The organism is Gluconobacter sp., from assembly GCF_047723935.1.
GTDB lineage: Bacteria > Pseudomonadota > Alphaproteobacteria > Acetobacterales > Acetobacteraceae > Gluconobacter.
This window is the reverse complement of record NZ_JBDOBO010000030.1, coordinates 11,966-29,693: the sequence shown is the minus strand read 5'-3', so window position 1 is coordinate 29,693 and position 17,728 is coordinate 11,966. Positions and strand designations below refer to the sequence as shown.

General features: G+C 57.6%; 17 protein-coding genes. 9 read left to right on the top strand and 8 right to left on the bottom strand.

What is annotated here, in order from left to right:
* The first annotated feature begins 215 nt into the window (after nt 1–215).
* Nucleotides 216–2,177 (top strand): Hint domain-containing protein, encoded by a 1,962-nt coding sequence (locus ABF979_RS10625; protein WP_415559677.1) that lies wholly within the window; start codon nt 216–218, stop codon nt 2,175–2,177.
* 87 nt (nt 2,178–2,264) lie between these two features.
* On the opposite strand, the gene ABF979_RS10620 is transcribed toward ABF979_RS10625, so the two are convergent.
* Nucleotides 2,265–3,050 carry an acid phosphatase gene (locus ABF979_RS10620; protein WP_215749100.1) on the bottom strand — a complete coding sequence of 262 codons (786 nt, stop codon included), beginning with the start codon at nt 3,048–3,050 and terminating at the stop codon, nt 2,265–2,267.
* Nucleotides 3,051–3,229: 179 nt separating this feature from the next.
* Between ABF979_RS10620 and ABF979_RS10615 the strand changes: the two genes are divergently transcribed.
* On the top strand, nt 3,230–3,511 hold the full coding sequence (locus tag ABF979_RS10615; RefSeq protein ID WP_063904605.1) for a SelT/SelW/SelH family protein: 282 nt from the start codon (nt 3,230–3,232) through the stop codon (nt 3,509–3,511).
* Here the strand turns inward: ABF979_RS10615 and ABF979_RS10610 are convergent.
* Nucleotides 3,496–4,026, bottom strand: coding sequence for a DinB family protein (locus ABF979_RS10610; RefSeq protein ID WP_415559675.1), 531 nt, complete (start codon nt 4,024–4,026; stop codon nt 3,496–3,498). The genes ABF979_RS10615 and ABF979_RS10610 overlap by 16 nt on opposite strands.
* A gap of 176 nt (nt 4,027–4,202) precedes the next feature.
* Here ABF979_RS10610 and ABF979_RS10605 point away from each other — a divergent pair, with 176 nt between their 5' ends.
* Nucleotides 4,203–5,258, top strand: a complete 1,056-nt coding sequence (locus ABF979_RS10605; protein WP_415559673.1) for a Rieske 2Fe-2S domain-containing protein — start codon at nt 4,203–4,205, stop codon at nt 5,256–5,258.
* A 53-nt stretch (nt 5,259–5,311) separates the two neighbouring features.
* On the opposite strand, the gene ABF979_RS10600 is transcribed toward ABF979_RS10605, so the two are convergent.
* From ABF979_RS10600 to ABF979_RS10590, 3 genes are read right to left on the bottom strand one after another with little or no spacing between them, the layout of a single operon-like run.
* The gene (locus tag ABF979_RS10600; protein WP_415559671.1) at nt 5,312–6,352 is read right to left on the bottom strand and encodes a WD40 repeat domain-containing protein; all 1,041 of its coding nucleotides are present in this window, start codon (nt 6,350–6,352) and stop codon (nt 5,312–5,314) included.
* The gene (locus ABF979_RS10595; RefSeq protein ID WP_202206366.1) at nt 6,349–7,335 is read right to left on the bottom strand and encodes a CobW family GTP-binding protein; all 987 of its coding nucleotides are present in this window, start codon (nt 7,333–7,335) and stop codon (nt 6,349–6,351) included. Before ABF979_RS10595 ends, ABF979_RS10600 begins: the two co-directional genes overlap by 4 nt.
* Before the next feature lie 22 nt (nt 7,336–7,357).
* On the bottom strand, nt 7,358–8,656 hold the full coding sequence (locus tag ABF979_RS10590; RefSeq protein ID WP_415559668.1) for an O-antigen ligase family protein: 1,299 nt from the start codon (nt 8,654–8,656) through the stop codon (nt 7,358–7,360).
* Nucleotides 8,657–8,715: 59 nt separating this feature from the next.
* Here ABF979_RS10590 and ABF979_RS10585 point away from each other — a divergent pair, with 59 nt between their 5' ends.
* Nucleotides 8,716–9,714, top strand: a complete 999-nt coding sequence (locus ABF979_RS10585; RefSeq protein ID WP_046900003.1) for an aldo/keto reductase — start codon at nt 8,716–8,718, stop codon at nt 9,712–9,714.
* Here the strand turns inward: ABF979_RS10585 and ABF979_RS10580 are convergent.
* Both ABF979_RS10580 and ABF979_RS10575 read right to left on the bottom strand, forming a co-directional pair.
* Entirely contained in the window at nt 9,689–10,768 is a 1,080-nt protein-coding gene (locus ABF979_RS10580; RefSeq protein ID WP_415559679.1) for a glycosyltransferase family 4 protein, read from the bottom strand. The genes ABF979_RS10585 and ABF979_RS10580 overlap by 26 nt on opposite strands.
* Before the next feature lie 102 nt (nt 10,769–10,870).
* A complete protein-coding gene (locus ABF979_RS10575; protein WP_415559666.1) occupies nt 10,871–11,053 on the bottom strand; it encodes a hypothetical protein in 183 nt (60 codons plus the stop codon).
* Nucleotides 11,054–11,269: 216 nt separating this feature from the next.
* Here ABF979_RS10575 and mtnA point away from each other — a divergent pair, with 216 nt between their 5' ends.
* Both mtnA and ABF979_RS10565 read left to right on the top strand, forming a co-directional pair.
* Entirely contained in the window at nt 11,270–12,364 is a 1,095-nt protein-coding gene (gene mtnA / locus ABF979_RS10570) for an S-methyl-5-thioribose-1-phosphate isomerase (RefSeq protein ID WP_415559664.1), read from the top strand.
* A 536-nt stretch (nt 12,365–12,900) separates the two neighbouring features.
* Nucleotides 12,901–13,821 carry a DUF2272 domain-containing protein gene (locus ABF979_RS10565; protein ID WP_415559662.1) on the top strand — a complete coding sequence of 307 codons (921 nt, stop codon included), beginning with the start codon at nt 12,901–12,903 and terminating at the stop codon, nt 13,819–13,821.
* On the opposite strand, the gene ABF979_RS10560 is transcribed toward ABF979_RS10565, so the two are convergent.
* The gene (locus tag ABF979_RS10560; protein ID WP_174694771.1) at nt 13,797–14,189 is read right to left on the bottom strand and encodes a rhodanese-like domain-containing protein; all 393 of its coding nucleotides are present in this window, start codon (nt 14,187–14,189) and stop codon (nt 13,797–13,799) included. The two genes, ABF979_RS10565 and ABF979_RS10560, sit on opposite strands and share 25 nt — an antisense overlap.
* Before the next feature lie 58 nt (nt 14,190–14,247).
* On the opposite strand from ABF979_RS10560, the gene ABF979_RS10555 reads away from it, so the two are divergent.
* The 3 genes from ABF979_RS10555 to ABF979_RS10545 are packed head-to-tail and all read left to right on the top strand — an operon-like array spanning nt 14,248 to nt 17,675.
* On the top strand, nt 14,248–15,291 hold the full coding sequence (locus tag ABF979_RS10555; protein WP_086634001.1) for a cysteine synthase A: 1,044 nt from the start codon (nt 14,248–14,250) through the stop codon (nt 15,289–15,291).
* 60 nt (nt 15,292–15,351) lie between these two features.
* Complete coding sequence (locus ABF979_RS10550; RefSeq protein ID WP_046900890.1) at nt 15,352–16,077, top strand: response regulator; 726 nt, start codon at nt 15,352–15,354, stop codon at nt 16,075–16,077.
* Between the two features lie 2 nt (nt 16,078–16,079).
* Complete coding sequence (locus ABF979_RS10545) at nt 16,080–17,675, top strand: ATP-binding protein (RefSeq protein ID WP_415559660.1); 1,596 nt, start codon at nt 16,080–16,082, stop codon at nt 17,673–17,675.
* Nucleotides 17,676–17,728: the final 53 nt, after the last annotated feature.

Below are 17,728 nucleotides of genomic sequence, written 5' to 3'. Positions count from 1 at the left end.
GAAAAAAAATTTCACATAAAGATACAAAAAACAAAACTTCTTATTGTTTTTAAAATCTGAACATGCCATTGAACCGCCGTGCCTGAAAAGAAGACGGATTCAGGAGCCTCAAGGCAATAACAACTCCACATGCCCGTAATCAAAAATATCTTTGATTGACCCAGTGGCATTCATTATGGACGCAACCGCGTCTTTCCCCAAGAAAAGACATCATAGTGAACCATAGAACTCCTTCCCGATATCCTGATCCTTGCCATAATGGACTGACACGTAGACAGCATAATACGACCGTCAGTGGACTCTATATTTCAGGAAAGAATGACTACCTCGTCGTGCAATCCGGTGGCATAGCCATCGACACAACAGTCACGGCAGGTGGTCACCTGCAGGTTTACTCTGGTGGCAAGACCATCAGTTCCATTCTCACAGTCCCCGATACGGAAGAGGTCATCTATTCCGGCGGAACCGCGACCGGCACAATTGCCACCAGAGGAGCAGGTCAGACCGTCAACAAGGGAGGCGTTGCCAGCAACACCGTTGCAAGCAATGGCAATCAGTTCATCTTCGGTGGTTCGAGCTTCAATGCGTCCATTCAAAGCGGCGGCAAGCAGACCCTGACATCGGGAACGGCAACGGCCAACACCGTGACCTCTGGCGGCACAGTAGCTGCGACTGGAGGCACGACAGTTCGTGATCGTATTCAGGCGGGTGGCGTTGAGACCATCAGCCAGAATGCCGTTGCCTCAGGTGCGACTGTTTCGGGCGCTGCCGCGAGACTGAATGTTTCGAGTGGTGGCCGCGCCGTCAACACGATCGTCAATGCTGGAGGCAACATCGTTGTCGGAAGTAAGGGCATCGCAAGCGGGACGACAATTTCGTCTGGCGGATCTCTTGTCATTCAAGGCGGAAGCATCACCGATACGATGCTTGTTCCCGGTGGCCAGATCGACATCGGCACCCTGGATTATAAGGGCAATACAGCAGCCAAGATCGTCGATAACGTCCTGACCGTGACACAGGGCAAGGCATCCTACACCATCAAGCTCGTAGGCGATTACTCCCAGTATCACGCCCATTTCTCCCCAGACGGAAATGGCAAGACAATCATCTCGCTGGATAAGGGAGCAGAAGTCTGCTTCCTCGCGGATACGATGATCCGCACCACGACCGGTGACATGCCCGTTCAGGACATCCAAATCGGCGCTGAAGTTCTCGCTTGGACGCCCGAGGGAGAACAGATTCGCCCGGTCGTTTGGGTCGGTCGGAAGCATGCCATTGTCCGTCAAGGGCTGGCCCCGGATGTCGCGGGTTATCCGGTTCGCATCTGCAAGAATGCGATTGCACAGGGCGTTCCATCCAAAGACCTTCTGGTGACACCAGAGCATAGCCTGTTCATTGATAGCGGCCTGATCCCGGCCCGTATGCTCGTGAATGGCCGCAGCATTATTTACGATACCGCGATCACATCCTACGATTACTTCCACATCGAGACGGATGTGCATTCTGTCCTTACCTCGGACGGAATGCTGACCGAGAGCTATCTCAACACAGGCAACCGTGATGGCTTCACGCAGGACAATGCCGTCGTCAGCCTGAGCAGCCCTGTACGAACATGGGAAGCAGATGCCGCTGCACCGCTGACCGTCAGCCGTGACAAGGTTGAGCCCATCCATCACGCTCTTGCCCAACGCGCGGTGGACCTCGGCCTTGCAGACGTTCGTGACGTCAAAACGATCGTAACAGACCCGGACCTGCATCTGATCACACCGGCAGGCAAAATGATCCGTCAGTCCCGTGAGAGCAATGGCCGTGCGATCTTCATGCTGCCGTCAAACGTGGGCAGTGTGCGCCTTGTTTCGAGAACGGCAAAACCATCTGACGCCATCGGGCCATATGTGGATGACCGTCGTGAACTGGGCGTGCTGGTTGGGGACATCACCCTGTATGCCTCGGAAAGCACACGCAGGATCACATCTCATCTGGAAGCATCCGAGCTTCTAGGCTGGGCTGACAAAGACAACACCGCCACTCGCTGGACACTCGGCGATGCCGAACTCGATCTTGGTTCCAGCCCTGTACCGCACGGCATGTCTCTTCTTGCCGTAGAAATCGTTGCTGGCGGCCCATACATCGACCAGCAGCCCACTGAAGTCTCTGTTCTTCAGGCACAAAACTGAAAACAGCCACCCTAAAACAGGGTGGCCGCGTGACAGAACTTCAAAAACAATCCGGCCGTAGGACTTCAAGCCCTTGGCCGGATTTTATCATTCAGACAGAATGGAATGTGCAGCAGCGTCTGCTTCTGCAGCACAGTCAGCAGCATCTGGTGCAGGCGCCGTAGCCTTCATGGCACGCAGTTCTTCGCGGGCCGCAGCAAGATCATCCTGCAGTTCCGGAGCAGCAAGAAGCGCATCCATTTCAGACGATGCATTCAAAAAGCCAGCCTGCACGTCTGATTTCCAGTGCGCTCCACAGACAATCCGGCTCTCACCAAAAACACGCCCACGCTGCAGGAGCATGGTGGCATGTTCAGGCATCAGGTGGGCCAGCACAAGCGCCATGCCATATCCTGCCGTCGTGTGGCCGGACGGATATGAGGAATGAAGGCCCAAGCCCTCGGGCGAGGTGCAGATCGGGAGGTTCGTACCAACAAACGGACGCGTCCGATGCCAGTAATGCTTGGCTTCAGAGGTCCGGTGGATGATGGGATTTTCCATCCGCTTCAGGACGCTGGCCAGATGCGGCGCTTTGGCCAGATCCAGCGTGTAACCAACGGCGCAGGAAAAATCGCGAACCAGATGCGGCACTTCCAGATCTGCATCTTTCTGCGCCAGCGCCCAGCGCGGCGTATCTTTCAAGGCGCGCGTCTCATGAAAAACCCTGTCATCATCCGCCTGTGCAGCACTTCCCACCCCCGGCGGAGGCGGCAGAACAAGCCGGACATCCGGTGCTGCGGTTTCCGGCAAAGGCTGCCGAGAGGGTGCTTCACAAGCTGAGAGCAGAGTAGCGCACATCAGAAGCGCAACAGGCAGGCGAACAGAAGAAATCATGCGGTGCAGGGTCTCGCAAAATGGAAAAGATGATCCACTTTCATAATGTTCTCTTCCTGTCGGAGGAAAGTGTTTCTTTATGACCGTTGCACGTCATCCCTGAAGACACATCTGACAGATGGCAGAGTTACCGTGCTGTGCAATGATGCTCCTCAACGCTTCACCCCGGGAGAAAAGACATGTCCTCCACAGCACCGCGCGTCTCAATCCGATATTGCACGCAATGCAACTGGCTTCTGCGGTCTGGGTGGATGGCTCAGGAACTGCTCTCCACGTTTGGGCAGGCTCTCGGGGAAGTCGCCCTGATCCCTGATACTGGCGGCCGCTTTGAAATTCATGTTGATGACGTGCTCGTCTGGGAACGCAAGCGCGATGGGGGATTTCCTGGCCCCAAAGAGCTCAAACAGCGTGTCCGGGACGTCATCGCGCCTGAGCAGGATCTTGGTCACACAGACCGCTGATCCTCATCCCGGAGAAACACCGTCAGGTCATTGGATGGCCAGTTCTCCGGGATCTGCTTGAGCATGTCGCCCACAAAACCACGGTGATAAGTAGCGTGATTGACGACATGAAAAATGATCTGCTCACGGGTCATCCGCCCGGGCTGTCCGTCAATAAATGTAAATGAAACCGGACAGTTCAGATCGTCCACGCTCCATTGTTGCACGGCAGCCAGATACCACTCGTTCATGGATTGTGTTGCCTGCCAGAGCGTCTCGAGATCAGGTATCTGATCGGTCTGACGTGACCGATACCCATGATCCTGACCCTGAAGATGATGGCGGAAAATGTCGTCAACGACATAGACATGGTTCAACGTGCCCAAAAGGGTGCTGAACGTTGTCTGCCGCGGTTTCACAATCTCCGACTGCGGTAACTTGAGCAGAGCGTCGTATGCCAGGCTGTCAGCCCAGGCGCGATATTCCAGGAACATGATGAGCGTCTGCAAATGAGGTGGAAAAGATGGTCTGTGCATAAGGCACCTCATTCCGATATCGTTCCATATGTGCCGTATTTAGCCAATCGAGACAATACAGCCAGACTACAATGCCTCATTATTAGAACGCTATAAGCATATTTATGCTATATCCGAGAACACCCTATCCATGAAATGATTTGCGAGATCCTTCTTAAGCCCGCGGGGACCCTTCCATGACCGCAGCCTGCGCCAGCCTCTCTCCTGCATCCGTTGACCTGCCACGGAACTGCACGTTCGAACCCGCAGACTGGCAGATCCTTGCCAAGTCCTGGTACCCGGTCGCCCTCTCCCGTGAACTCGGGGAGCGCCCGCTTGGGGCGGTGCTGCTGGATGCACCTCTCGTCATTTACCGCTCTGGAGATGATATCGTCGTTGCCGATGATCTGTGCCCTCATCGTGGTGTGCCATTGAGCATGGGCAATGGAAACGGCGAGACGATTGCCTGTGCCTATCATGGTTTCCGGTTTGGTCAGGATGGCCGTTGCGTGCGTGTCCCTGCGCATCCAGACAGCAAGATTCCGCCGAAACTCCACCTGAAGACCTACCCTGTTGTAGAGCGGTTCGGCCTCATCTGGACGTGCCTGCGCCCTGAAGGAGAAATCAATCTCCCACCGATGCCACACTGGGACGATCCGGCCTTCCAGCAGATCACTTGCCCGTCCATCGACATCAAGGGCTTCGCAGGACGTCAGGTCGAAGGCTTTATTGACGTTGCGCATTTCGCTTTCGTCCACACCGAGACTTTTGCAGACCCTGAAAACCCGATCGTTTCATCCTATTCACCCAAGCTAACGGAAACGGGGTTTGAGGCTGAATATCGCAGCAACGTTTCCAATTTTCCGCACGGGCTTCTGGGAGTTGAAGAGTTTGCAGACTTCGAATGGCTCCGGCATTTCCGGGTTTTTCTACCCTTCACGGCAACGCTGGAAATCCACTTCCCGAACGATGGCAGGCTCGTCATCATGAATGCAGCCTCACCGGTTTCGGCTCGTGTGACACGCATGTTCGCGCCAATCTGCCGGAATTTCGATACGACTGGCTCCGTTGAGGATGTTTACGAATTCAATCGTCGTGTCTTTGAAGAAGACCGTCAGATTGTTGAGGCGCAGAAGCCGGAAAACCTGCCTCTTGACCCCAACCTTGAGGCGCATGTGATGGCAGATCGCAGTTCCATCGCCTATCGCCGGGGTTTGCGTGGGATGGGGCTGAGCCAGTTTTTCACAGCCTGAACGCAAAAAAGGAGGCCCGAAGGCCTCCTTTTCATGACGGTCTGAACCGACGCTCAACTTGCAGCGGACAAGTCCACAACACCAACTGTTCCATCTTCCGTTCCGAAGATGATAGCCCCGCCCTGCGGGGTAAAGGACACGGACGTCACCTTGCCACGGGCAGCTTTCTGGCCTGAGCAGAGAGGCAGCACACGCTGGTCCCCACCCCCGATCTCAGCCAGAAGAACAGTCCCGTCTTCGTAGCCGGCCGCAATGATGTCTTCCTTCGGGTTCGGGCAAACAGCACTGACAAACAGCCCCGGAAGACGGGCCAGTTCGGACGGGGCCTTGCCCATCGGGCCGCCACCGAAGAACGGCCACAGCACAATGGCATCCGCCCCGGCCGTCGCCAGCCAACGGCCATTGCGCGTAAACGCCATGGACCGCACCTGCTTGGGATAGCCGCTCATGCGCATGTTGTGCCCATCGGCCAGACGCCAGCCATGCAGATCGTTTTCCTGCATGGACGTGACCAGCGCTTCCCCACCCGGATGGATGGCAATGCCAATATGGCTGCCTTTCCATTCGAACGGGCGCACCGTATCGACCTTGGCCTGCACGAACCAGACAGACGCACCGTTGTAATGCGAGGCCGCAACGCGCTTGCCCTTGGCATCAAAAACAATGCCCGTCACAGATGACGGATGATCCAGCTTCTTGAGCGTTGTCGTACCTTCAGCCGCCCGGACTTCAAGCTCCCGGCCAGCCGAAAACGCGAAATGTGTGGTAGAAGACGCAATGCAATCCACCCAACGGCGCCCCTCACTCAGAACCTCTGTCCGGCCGTCGGCATAGGTGCGAACAAGCTTTCCGTCCTCGCCGCCCGTCAGAAATGCATCCGGCAGGCTGTCCTGTGACAGGCACAGCGCCCCGTCATGAACCGGCAGAACTGTCCAGGCGCCAAGCGTATTCATCTGGTCGCGCGGAATGAGAATGATCTCACCGTCTGCGGTGGCCGCAGCCAGCGTCTTGCCATCACGGGATGACACGACACCGATGATCGGGCTTTCGAAGCGGCGTTCTGCGCCGCGATCTTCAATGATGTCCCGTGTCATTCCGCGATGCAGCTTTCAAAGCCGCGACGGAGCTGCGGACGGTTCAGGTTACGGCCGATGAAAACCAAACGAGAATCCCGGCTTTCTCCCTCACGGTAGGGGCCGATGAAATCACCGTCTGCCATCATGTGCACGGCCTGAAACGCAAAGCGCTGATCTTCACCCTTGAAGTGCAGAATGCCTTTGGAGCGCAGGATATCGCCACCCTGCTCCTGCAAGATTGCGCCAATCCACGCCTGAAAGCGGCGCTGGTCAATCAGCTCCTTCACAGAGAGGGAAATGCTGACGATGCCCTCTTCATGGGAGTGATGATCGTTTTCCAGAAAGTCCGGCATCGTGGACAGGGCACGCTGAAGGTCGAAGCCGCCACGATCCAGAATGTCCGTCAGCTTCACACCACCATGCTGGGCTTCGTGAATTTCAGCCACCGCATTGATCTGGCGGATGCGGGCGACGATTTCCTTGCGGCGCTCTTCATCGGCAAGATCGGTCTTGTTCAGAACGATCACATCCGCAAATGCGAGCTGACTGATCGCTTCCGGGCTTTCGTCCAGCGTCTGCATGATGTTGAAGGCATCAACAACTGTCACGACAGCATCAAGACGGGCCTTCTCACGAATGTTCTCGTCCACGAAGAATGTCTGTGCGACGGGGGCCGGATCGGCAAGGCCGGTCGTCTCGACGATGATCCCGTCAAAACGACCACGACGACGCAGCAACCCACCGAGAATGCGGATCAGATCGCCACGCACGGTGCAGCAGATGCAGCCGTTGTTCATTTCGAACACTTCCTCGTCGGCATCCACCACGAGGTCGTTGTCCACGCCAAGCTCGCCAAACTCATTGACGACCACGGCATATTTTCGGCCGTGCTCAGCAGTCAGGATATGGTTAAGCAGGGTGGTTTTACCGGCGCCAAGAAAGCCGGTCAGAACAGTAACGGGAACGGTTCCGGCGCGTGCCGGATCACTGGTGCTGGACATGGGGGGTGCCTCCGTAATCTGCTTACGATATAGGCCCGCGCGCCGTGTCTTGAAAGCCGTTGCGATAGGCCAACCCCAGACCGAACATCAAAAATCCCCATCCACCCAATGGCAGATTCATGAAATCCGAAGAGGACGCGATGGGCCATTCCTGAATGAAGACCGCAGCAAAAAGACCGATTGCAATGGCTGAACCCTGCCGTCCCGGCCAGAGCGCCTTAAGCCAGCAGGCCACCATCAGCACAAACAGGATCAGGCCCGGAATGCCGGCATTTACCAGAGCCTGAAGATAATGATTGTGCGGATGCTGAACACAGAGATCCCGCCAGCCTTTTTCTGGCGTTGCCATGGAAAGCCACGACAGACCGTGGAACGTCGCCGGGTCATCACAGTGATGGCGATAGGCGTCATAGCCCTGCCCCAGCAAAGGATGTTCCTGCGCCATCACCACAGCATGGGTGTAAATCTCGCCGTAAGGAGACTGGCTGAAATGCGTCAACTGCTGGCGGGCAAGGACAACGAGATGTGAGAAGCTGCCGGGCGACAATGCACTTGCGGCAAAGATCAGAAGCGGCATCATTGCCGCAGCAACCAGCGCGGCTGGACGCATCGGCCGATACAGAAGCGCGCAGATGCCAATTCCGAACAGCGACAGCGCGAATGGCATTCTCTGCCCCGCGAGGACCATGACGGCCACGGCAAGAACCGTCGCAGCGCAAAGCCCCAGAGTGCGGGACCAACGACTTTTCCACCCCTCGATCAAAGTACAACCAAGCATCAGCATCGGCAGAATAAGACGTGACAGCGGGGCAGCGGCACGGGGGTGCGTGTAAGGGCCTGTGAGAGTGCCATCATGGAAGCGCGGCACGCCGAACAGATTTCGCCCGAACGCCGCCTGAACCATAATCTGGAATGCAATGTAAAGCCCGCATCCACACGTGACCCAGAGCGCTCTTCTGCGCCAGACGTCATCGCGCAACAGCCAGCAGCCCAGCGCTGCGGCCGCCAGCGGAAAGCGGATGGCCGCCAGAGACTGGCCCAGTGCCCCATGACCGGGCGAGACCCAGACTGTGCACAAAACCTGCCAGCCCCACCAACAGAAGGTCGCGATGACCCAGGGCTCTCTTGCCCAGTCCCATTGCCGCGTTCGTGCAGACTGCACCAACAGCAGAACGGCAAGAATATCGAGGTCTGCTTCCGCCAGCCCTCTGAGATGCGTGAGTGTCAGCGGCAGCAGAACAGCAAGCCACTGGCCGAGGCGGGTCAGGGGAAAAGAAGACAGGCGCATAGACATTGTGGATGGCGGGTTTCGACTTTCCATGCAACCACCTCCATCCGAATGCGCTTTTTTGAAACAGTCCCTTTCTTATGGAGACAGGCATGTCCTCAGACACCATTCTCATTCCCGGCATCGACACTCCGGTTTCCCGCGTGGCTCTCGGCACCTGGGCCATTGGCGGCTGGATGTGGGGCGGGCCGGACGATGAAAACGGCGTTCGCACCATCCATGCAGCTCTCGATGACGGTATCAATTTCATCGACACAGCCCCCGTCTATGGCTTCGGGCACTCAGAAGAAGTAGTTGGCCGGGCACTGGCCGAAAAGCCTAACAAGGCTTTCGTCGCGACAAAGCTCGGCCTGAACTGGACGGATGACAAACCCGAAGACCGCAAGGTTTTCCGTGATTCCCGCCCTGCCCGCATCCGCAAGGAAGTGGAAGACTCCCTGCGCCGCCTGCGGGTTGAGACGATCGATCTCGAACAGATCCATTGGCCCGATGACAAGACTCCCATCGATGAAAGCGCACGCGAGCTGCAGAAACTTCATCAGGAAGGCAAGATCCGGGCACTCGGCGTCAGCAATTTCTCCCCGGAGCAGATGGATATCTTTCGTGAAGTCGCCCCACTCGCGACAATTCAGCCCCCGCTGAACCTGTTCGAACGCACCTGCGAAAAAGACATTCTGCCATACGCCAAGAAGAATAATGCCGTGGTGCTCGCTTATGGCGCGCTCTGCCGCGGACTTCTCTCTGGCAAGATGAACAAGGACACGAGCTTCCCAAAAGATGACCTGCGTTCAGGTGATCCGAAGTTCCAGAAGCCAAAGTTCGAGAGCTATCTCGCAGCGGTCGAAGACTTCAAGGAGCTGGCTGCCAAGCGCGACAAGTCCGTTCTCGCTTTCGCCGTACGCTGGGTTCTGGATCAGGGGCCAGTCATCGCACTCTGGGGTGCACGCAAGCCTGAACAGGTCTCCGGTGTGAAGGATGTCTTCGGCTGGTCTCTGACCGACGAAGAAAAGAAGGCCGTGGACGAAATTCTGGCACGTCACGTCCCGGATGCGATTGACCCGACCTTCATGGGGCCACCGAACCGCGACTGAAAGCAATGGCTGCCTGACGCAGCGCGACAAGGCGCACGCGGGCAGCCTCCAGACTGAACAGAGCAGCCCGTTCGCGGCCTTTACGCCCGAGTTCCGCTCTGAGTGCGGGGTTATCCATCAGTTGACCCAGCGCCGCCTCTAGCGCTCCGGTAGCATCCGGGGCCGCTAGCAGGGCCGCATCCCCGACTACATCCGGTAGCGCGCCAAATGGCGAGACGATCACAGCCGCCCCGCACGCCATGGCTTCCAGCGCCGTCATGCCAAATGGCTCCGGCCAGCGGCTTGGCACAACAACAATAGCCGCTTCCGTCATGGCTTCCAGAACATCCGGATGGGACCGATAGCCAGTCATCAGAACATCCGCCTGTGCCGCCTGAGGGCGCAACCGAGTCAAAAACGGGGTTTCCGGTGAATCCGGGCCAAATCTGTCTGCGCCCATAATGACAGCTGTCCAGTCCGGATACTGATGCCGCAGACTTGCCCAGGCTGAGACAAAAGCATCTACCCCCTTGTCTGCGACGACCCGTCCTGCGAACAGAACCTGTTTTTTCCGCGGGCGCTCAGCTGGTAATACGGACAGATCCACACAGTTGGGCTGAATTTCGATACGTGGCGGCTCATCGCAGCCTTCCGCAAAACACGTCGCGACCCATTGCGAAACAGCGCAGACCAGTACTTTCGTAGCGAGCCGGGACCTTTCTTTCGCAGTTTTGGCGCCCCTCATAGAGCGCGGATCATTATGCAGGATCAACCGAACGGGAGCGACACGGGACAGAGCCATGGCCAGATCCGGCCTGTTATGAACCTCGATCAGATCAGGCCGAAAGCGTCGGGCTGCGCGAACGCAGGACAATGCATATTTCAGGCGTTGAGGAAGCGGCCATATGACACGCTTTAGCGGAACAAATTTGCCGCCCGGCAACGGAACGCCCGATACAGCTCTGCCGATAATCCGATCATCACAGAGGGCCACACGGCTGACGAGCAGGGAAATCGCGCCAGCGTGACCTTCAGCGTAGAGCTCACGCGGCGGCAGAACCGTCAGTATACGCAGAGACACTACTCATGCCCTTTTCCAGATCCGACCCGGCAAAACAGGACCCGAGCACCGGAAGAGGCTTAACAGCCTGAGGCAGAAGAGTGAAAGAGGGCGTGCTCAGGAAGAAAGCTGACGCTTTTCCTGCTCAAGTTTCCGGCGGCGCACCACCTTACGATTCTCTCGCAGCTGCCGGTATTTTTCCAGCGCCGTCATGTTGTCGGACCTGCTTTTTGTGGAAAGACCTGATTGAGCGTCAGACGCGCGCACGGCGGTATTTCCGGGGTTCACGAGAGAGGCCATTATCTTTCCCTACAGCTAGAAAGAGAATCCAGACATGAAACGTAATACAATTCATACTACTGGTTTCTGGACCCTCGCAAGGCAATATCCGCCTAACGCGCAATACGACCGGGGGGTTTCTGCTCTTGAGTTCACCGAATGTATCGCGCACATGCGCTATAAGACGTTTTTTCTGTTCCGCGCCCTGAATGCCGGAGCGCCTCCCAGGAGCACTCAATGAAGATCAATGGCATTGCCTATCGCAGCATCTGGCGCCCGTCTGACGACGCCAAAAGCATCCGCATTTTCGACCAGACCCGCTTCCCATGGGAAGTAGAGGTGCTTGAACTCCGCGACGCAGGCGCTGTCGCGCATGCAATCCGCAGCATGCAGGTTCGGGGTGCTCCGCTGATTGGTGCCGTTGCGGCCTATGGTCTGGTTTTTGCCCTGCAGAACGACGCATCCGATGCTGCGCTGGAAAAAGCAGCGGCTGATCTGATCGAGACACGCCCAACTGCCATCAACCTGCGCTGGGCCATTGAACGCATGGTGACGCGTCTGCGCGCGCTCACGCCAGCAGAGCGCATTGAAGCCGGATATGTGGAAGCAGATGCGATCTGTGATGAAGACGTGGAGGTCAATGAAGCCATCGGCCGCCATGGACTGGACCTGATCCGCGAAATCTGGGAGCGCAAGGGTAAGACAGGCCGCGTCAATCTTCTCACGCACTGCAATGCCGGCTGGATTGCCACAGTAGACTGGGGAACAGCACTAGCCCCCATCTACATGGCGCACGACGAAGGCATCCCGGTGCATGTCTGGGTGGATGAGACACGCCCCCGCAATCAGGGCAGCCTACTTACGGCTTGGGAGCTCGGCAGCCATGGTGTCGCGCATACCGTCATCGCGGACAATGCTGGCGGCCATTACATGCAGGCTGGCGATGTGGACATGGTCATTGTCGGCACCGACCGCGTAACGGCGCAGGGCGATGTGGCCAACAAGATTGGCACCTACCTCAAGGCGCTCGCAGCCAAAGACAACAACGTCCCGTTCTGGGTGGCACTCCCGTCTTCCACGATCGACTGGCGTGTTCGGGACGGCGTGAAGGAAATCCCGATTGAAGAGCGTAGCCAGAACGAAGTCCTGTTCATGACAGGTCTGACGGATAACGGTGCTCCGGGACGCGTCCGCATTGCACCGGATAACAGCCCGGCGGCCAATCCGGCTTTTGACGTAACACCAGCCCGTCTGGTGACCGGACTGATCACCGAGCGTGGCCGGTGTGATGCTTCCGAAGAAGGGCTAAAGACCCTTTTCCCGGACAACTGATACAGGCACATTGTAACCATTCGAATCGTTTGAAACGAATGGTTACATGTACGTTCTGCCCTACATTTCACCAGAGCGTGTCCTGCCGCCTGCCCCCTTGCGTCCCCACTCCCAAGTCTTTCGGACGTTACTTATCGTCTATGCAGGTTTGAGTTCATGGCTCGTCAAATTGATACCTTTATTCCTCGCTGGTTTCATGATGGGCCGGGACCCAGCAGAGCATCAAAGTCTCGGCATGATTTCTTGGGCGTTGGGTCTCATGACCTATATCTGTCTTGCTCCAGTCATTTCGGTTGTTGCTCTGGTTTTCCTTCTCCTGTCCTTTCGAGCCGGTCCGGATAAGGCCAGAAGACGCCTAAAGCATATATTTTTCCTTCTTATACCTTTTGCACCCGCCATTCTGATTGAAGGAGCCGTACGGTTCTTTCCTTCCGCTCTCTAAATAAACGGCCTCTCTTCCCCACATACGAGGCCCTGCCCTTGACGCTCCATCGCACTTGCCGTTCAAGATGCAGGTTCATCGAGCCAGCATGAGGATGATTGTGTCAGACTCGCATATTTTCTGGCGAACAGCTGCTACGGCCGCCCTGTTCGCACTGACCGGCTGCGCCAGTCAGAACAGTGTCCGTCCGTATCCGGCCCAGACTCCCAACGCACAGTATGCAAACGGCACAACAGGCCCGGTGGGCTACAACAGCCACGTTCCGGACTTTGCCAGCCGTAATTTTGAGCCTTTCAACCGTCAGGACGTCGCAGCTATTGCCCTGCGGGAATGGCGCATGTTCGGCGCACCTGTAGCTGATGACGATCCGGAAGACCGACCAGAACCCACTGATCCTGCCCTGAAGCCGGAACGTATTCCCGGCTTGTGGCAGCGCGTGGGTGAATACTGGTGGATCGGCCAGGACCCGTATGAAACGGAAGCTGGCTGGACGGGTAAGACCGATGCGAACGGCACACGCTTCGACGCCGCGCATGACGGACACTACGCCTGGTCAGCGGCATTCATTTCCTACGTCATGCGTGTCGCAGGAGCGAATGACCGCTTCCCGTATTCACCCAACCACGCGACCTATATCAACGCGGCCGCCAGTGGGCAGTCCAGCGGTGTCAGCGCACATGATCCGGGAAGCTACACCCCAAAAATCGGCGATCTGATCTGCGTAGGCCGTGGCCGTAGCAAGACCGTGACGTTCTCGATGCTGCCTACGTCTTACGGTTTCCCGGCCCATTGCGGCATCGTCACCGCCGTCAATCAGAATGACCAGCCTTTCGGTCATGAGCTGAGCATCGTTGGCGGCAATGTGGACGACGCCGTGTCTCTGACACATGTTCCCACGGATGCGAACGGCCGGATTGCTGATGGCTCAGGCCACAGCTACGACAGCCGCTATCCGTGGTGCGTCGTCCTTGAAGTCCGTTATGACGCCGATCAGGAACCTGACAGCGGCATGTGAACGAACGGCAGCCCCCCGGCGCGCCAGCCTGTGCCGGGGCCATGCTTGTCTTCGAAGCCGTCGACGATATTGCTTACATCTGCATATCCGGCATGCTCAGCCAGAAGCGCTGCATTATGGGAGCGCATCCCTGACCGGCACAGGAACAGAACGCGGCTGTTCTGATCAGGCACAGCATTCAGCAGTCCTTCCAGAAACATCTGTTCCAAACCCGGCTGCCACGTCAGACACACAACGGGCCTTGGCAGGGCAGAAGAATCGGGCAGGCCAATCTCCGCCCATTCCACAGGTGTCCGCACATCGACGAGGATGCTGTCGGCTTCATTTGCAAGCACGTCCCATGCCTGCTTTGCTGTCAGTACCTTCATGGCCTTCCTCATCCCTACAAAACGCGGTCTATAATTCCGTTAGCACAGGAGTGAACGTATGACTGACATCACCAGCCCACACCAGTCCGTTTCGGCAGGCTGGCAGAGCACCTCCTCCAGCATGACGGCCGCCATTGGCGGAACGCCGCTCATCCGTCTGAAGCGCGCCTCCGAAGAAACTGGCTGTGACATCTACGGCAAGGCGGAGTTCATGAACCCCGGCGGGTCTGTCAAAGACCGTGCAGCACTTGCCATTATCGAAGATGCTTTCCGCACTGGCGCTCTCAAGCCCGGCGGAACTGTTGTCGAAGGAACGGCTGGAAATACTGGCATCGGACTGACGTTGGTGGCCCAGGCCATGGGCTGCAAGGCGATCATCGTCGTGCCGGAAACCCAGAGCCGCGAAAAGCTCGACTTTCTGCGCATGATCGGCGCAGACCTGCGACTGGTCCCCGCCAAGCCCTTCCGTGACCCGGGCAACTACGTCCATGTGTCACGTCGTCTGGCTGAGGAAACCGGTGCTTTCTGGGCTAACCAGTTCGACAATACTGCCAACCGCGAAGGCCATCGCACCACGACAGCCGTCGAAATCTGGAACCAGACGGGCGGAAAGATTGATGCCTTCACCTGCGCCTGCGGCACCGGCGGCACTCTGGCAGGCATCGGAATGGGCCTGCGGGAACAGGCTGCGGCAGCAGGCAAAACGGCCCCAAAGATCGTTCTGGCGGACCCGGAAGGTTCCGCACTCTATGGCTGGGTAAAATCCAACGATCTGACCATCAGCGGCGGTTCTATTACGGAAGGCATTGGCCAAGGACGTGTCACAGCCAACCTTGAGGGCTGCGCACCTGATGATGCAGAGCGAATTGCAGACCCGGAAGCGCTGGAGCAGATCTTTGCCCTGACCGCAGAAGAAGGCCTGTCCGTAGGTGGTTCGTCAGGCATCAATGTTGCAGCAGCTATCCGAACTGCAAGGAAGCTTGGTCCTGGACATACGATTGTTACAATCCTGTGCGATGGAGGGGCAAGGTATCAGTCCAAGCTGTTCAACCCTGAGTTCCTTCGTGCGAAAAACCTCCCGGTTCCCTCCTGGCTGGCGTAAGCACGAAAGTGGCGCGGCGGACCTGAACCGCGCCACAAGCCGATGGAAGGTAACATCATCATGGGTACAGAAACCCTTCCCCATCTTCTGGTCGTCGATGATGACCGTGAAATTCGGGAGCTTCTGAGCAAGTTCCTCGAACGGAACCACTTTCGCGTCACGGCTGCGCGCGATGGTCGTGAAGCCCGAAAAGCCTGGGCCAATGGTCATTACCAGCTTGTGGTTCTGGACCTGATGCTTCCGGGCGAAAGCGGCCTTGAAGTCGCGCGCTGGCTGCGTACCCAGGATAATGTTCCCATCATCATGCTGACGGCCATGAGCGATGAAACCGACCGGATCATCGGTCTGGAATTTGGCGCGGACGATTACGTTGCCAAGCCGTTCAATCCCCGCGAACTCCTCGCCCGCATTCGCGCTGTTCTGCGCCGGACAGTTGATGCGTCTGAAAAACGTCAGGCCACCGATACCCGCAAGATCATGTTTGCCGGCTGGTGCCTCGATCCTGTCCGCCGCCGTCTGCTCAACCCTGATGGAGCAGAAATCTCCCTGACGGGTGGCGAATATGACCTTCTGATCGCGCTGCTGGAACGCGCCAACCGCGTCCTGACCCGAGACATGCTGCTTGAGCTGCTTCGCGGCCGTCAGGCTGGACCGTTCGACCGTGCCATTGACGTCGCCATCAGCCGCCTGCGTCGCAAGCTGGAAGATGACGGCCGGAATGCACAGGTCATTAAAACCGTGCGCGGTGGCGGCTATGTTCTTGCAGCAGAAGTCGAACGCGTCTGAAAGTGCGCTTTTTTCCCAGTTCCCTTGTCGCCCGCACCAGCCTGCTTCTGATTGTCGGGCTGGCCGTCATTGAACTTGCAGGACTGGGAATCCACGCGCTTGACCGTCTTGACCTGGCTGAACGCAGCCAGATGCATGATTACCAGATCCAGGTCTTTTCCATTTATCGCACAATTGCGGAAACAAAGGAGGAAGACCGGAAGAACGCCATAGACGACCTGCACATCCCGTCGAATACAACAGTTCTTCTGCTTGGGACGCCGGATCAGGACATCCATAGCCACAAAATTCCGCTTCCCTTTTTCGCGCCGGGCGGGCTCGCTCCCGGGCGCTTTCATGCCCCGCCTCCCGGTTTCGGTCCCGGCCCGGCCCCGTTTGGCCCCGGTGGGTTGATGGAACCAGGAGGCCCTGGGGCGCTACCGCCCGGGGAAGAGAGCAGGGAACACCCTTTCGGCTCCCCTGAACACCCGCCCTTCCCTAATGAACACGGTTTTGATCGTCCTCATGAAGGCTGGTACGGGCCGGGAAGCAGCGGGCGTGAAGGATATCGAGAGATCCCCCCCTTCATGCGGGGATCGTTCCTTCCTTCCTCTCTTTACCCACTGGAGATCTGGGCTGGGCAGGAACTTCGGACACATTCCACATCGATGCTGTTGCCGGATGGTCATTGCTGGCTTGTCGTCCGTTACGTCATGCCCCTGCCCAACCCGCTCGAAGCTCCGACATTCATCATCGCATTCCTGATGATGTCTCTCTTCGGAGGGGCGCTGATCGTCTGGGCCACACGCCGCCTGATCGCCCCCGTGACGACACTGGCTACTGCCGCGGAAGCACTTGGTCGGGACGTCAACAGCTCAACGGTTCTTCCGGAAAATGGCCCATCAGAGATCCGTCGCGCGGCTATTGCCTTTAATACGATGTCCATGCGGATTCGTCGTTTCGTCTCGGATCGAACGCTCATGCTCACGGCGATTGGGCATGATCTGCGCACACCCATCACACGACTGAAGCTGCGCGCCGAATTCATTGACGATGACGAACTGCGCAACAAGATTCTGGCGGATCTTGATGAAATGGAGGCCATGGTGGCCGCCACACTGGCTTTCGGTCGTGACAGCGCCTCGAATGAACAGGTTGTCTCCCTTGATCTGCGCACCCTGCTCCAAACCATCATGGACGAAGCGGCAGAAAGCCACCCGCAGCAGGCAGATGCGCTGGTCTATGAGTTGCCCGTACAACCAGTCCGGATTCAGGCCCGGTCCGTGGCGCTGAAACGCGCACTGAACAATCTTATTCTCAATTCTCTGAAGTATGGTGGCAGCGCGCATGTCACGCTCATTCCGCCCTCCCAGAAGAAAGAAAAAGACCGCGTCGCCCGCATTATTATCGAGGACAACGGCCCCGGCCTGCCTGAAGGTGAGCTAGAGCGGGTTTTTGAGCCATTCGTGCGGATCGAGACCAGCCGGAACCGTGAGACTGGGGGCACCGGCCTGGGGCTTTCCATCGCCCGGACAATCCTGCGGGCACAGGGGGGTGACGTACGCCTTCAGAACCGTGGCGAAGGTGGCCTGCGGACGATCATCACACTGGCAGCGTAGGCCCCTCTCCTCATCACTTCTCTGCCATCCATAGCCTGAACCGCTCAAAGGCG

Coding starts and splice junctions, on each gene's coding strand:
- ABF979_RS10620 (WP_215749100.1), bottom strand. CDS start 3,050: ATGATTTCTTCTGTTCGCCTGCCTGTTGCGCTTCTGATGTGCGCTACT.
- ABF979_RS10615 (WP_063904605.1), top strand. CDS start 3,230: ATGTCCTCCACAGCACCGCGCGTCTCAATCCGATATTGCACGCAATGC.
- ABF979_RS10610 (WP_415559675.1), bottom strand. CDS start 4,026: ATGCACAGACCATCTTTTCCACCTCATTTGCAGACGCTCATCATGTTC.
- ABF979_RS10605 (WP_415559673.1), top strand. CDS start 4,203: ATGACCGCAGCCTGCGCCAGCCTCTCTCCTGCATCCGTTGACCTGCCA.
- ABF979_RS10600 (WP_415559671.1), bottom strand. CDS start 6,352: ATGACACGGGACATCATTGAAGATCGCGGCGCAGAACGCCGCTTCGAA.
- ABF979_RS10595 (WP_202206366.1), bottom strand. CDS start 7,335: ATGTCCAGCACCAGTGATCCGGCACGCGCCGGAACCGTTCCCGTTACT.
- ABF979_RS10590 (WP_415559668.1), bottom strand. CDS start 8,656: ATGGAAAGTCGAAACCCGCCATCCACAATGTCTATGCGCCTGTCTTCT.
- ABF979_RS10585 (WP_046900003.1), top strand. CDS start 8,716: ATGTCCTCAGACACCATTCTCATTCCCGGCATCGACACTCCGGTTTCC.
- ABF979_RS10575 (WP_415559666.1), bottom strand. CDS start 11,053: ATGGCCTCTCTCGTGAACCCCGGAAATACCGCCGTGCGCGCGTCTGAC.
- mtnA (WP_415559664.1), top strand. CDS start 11,270: ATGAAGATCAATGGCATTGCCTATCGCAGCATCTGGCGCCCGTCTGAC.
- ABF979_RS10565 (WP_415559662.1), top strand. CDS start 12,901: ATGATTGTGTCAGACTCGCATATTTTCTGGCGAACAGCTGCTACGGCC.
- ABF979_RS10560 (WP_174694771.1), bottom strand. CDS start 14,189: ATGAAGGTACTGACAGCAAAGCAGGCATGGGACGTGCTTGCAAATGAA.
- ABF979_RS10555 (WP_086634001.1), top strand. CDS start 14,248: ATGACTGACATCACCAGCCCACACCAGTCCGTTTCGGCAGGCTGGCAG.
- ABF979_RS10550 (WP_046900890.1), top strand. CDS start 15,352: ATGGGTACAGAAACCCTTCCCCATCTTCTGGTCGTCGATGATGACCGT.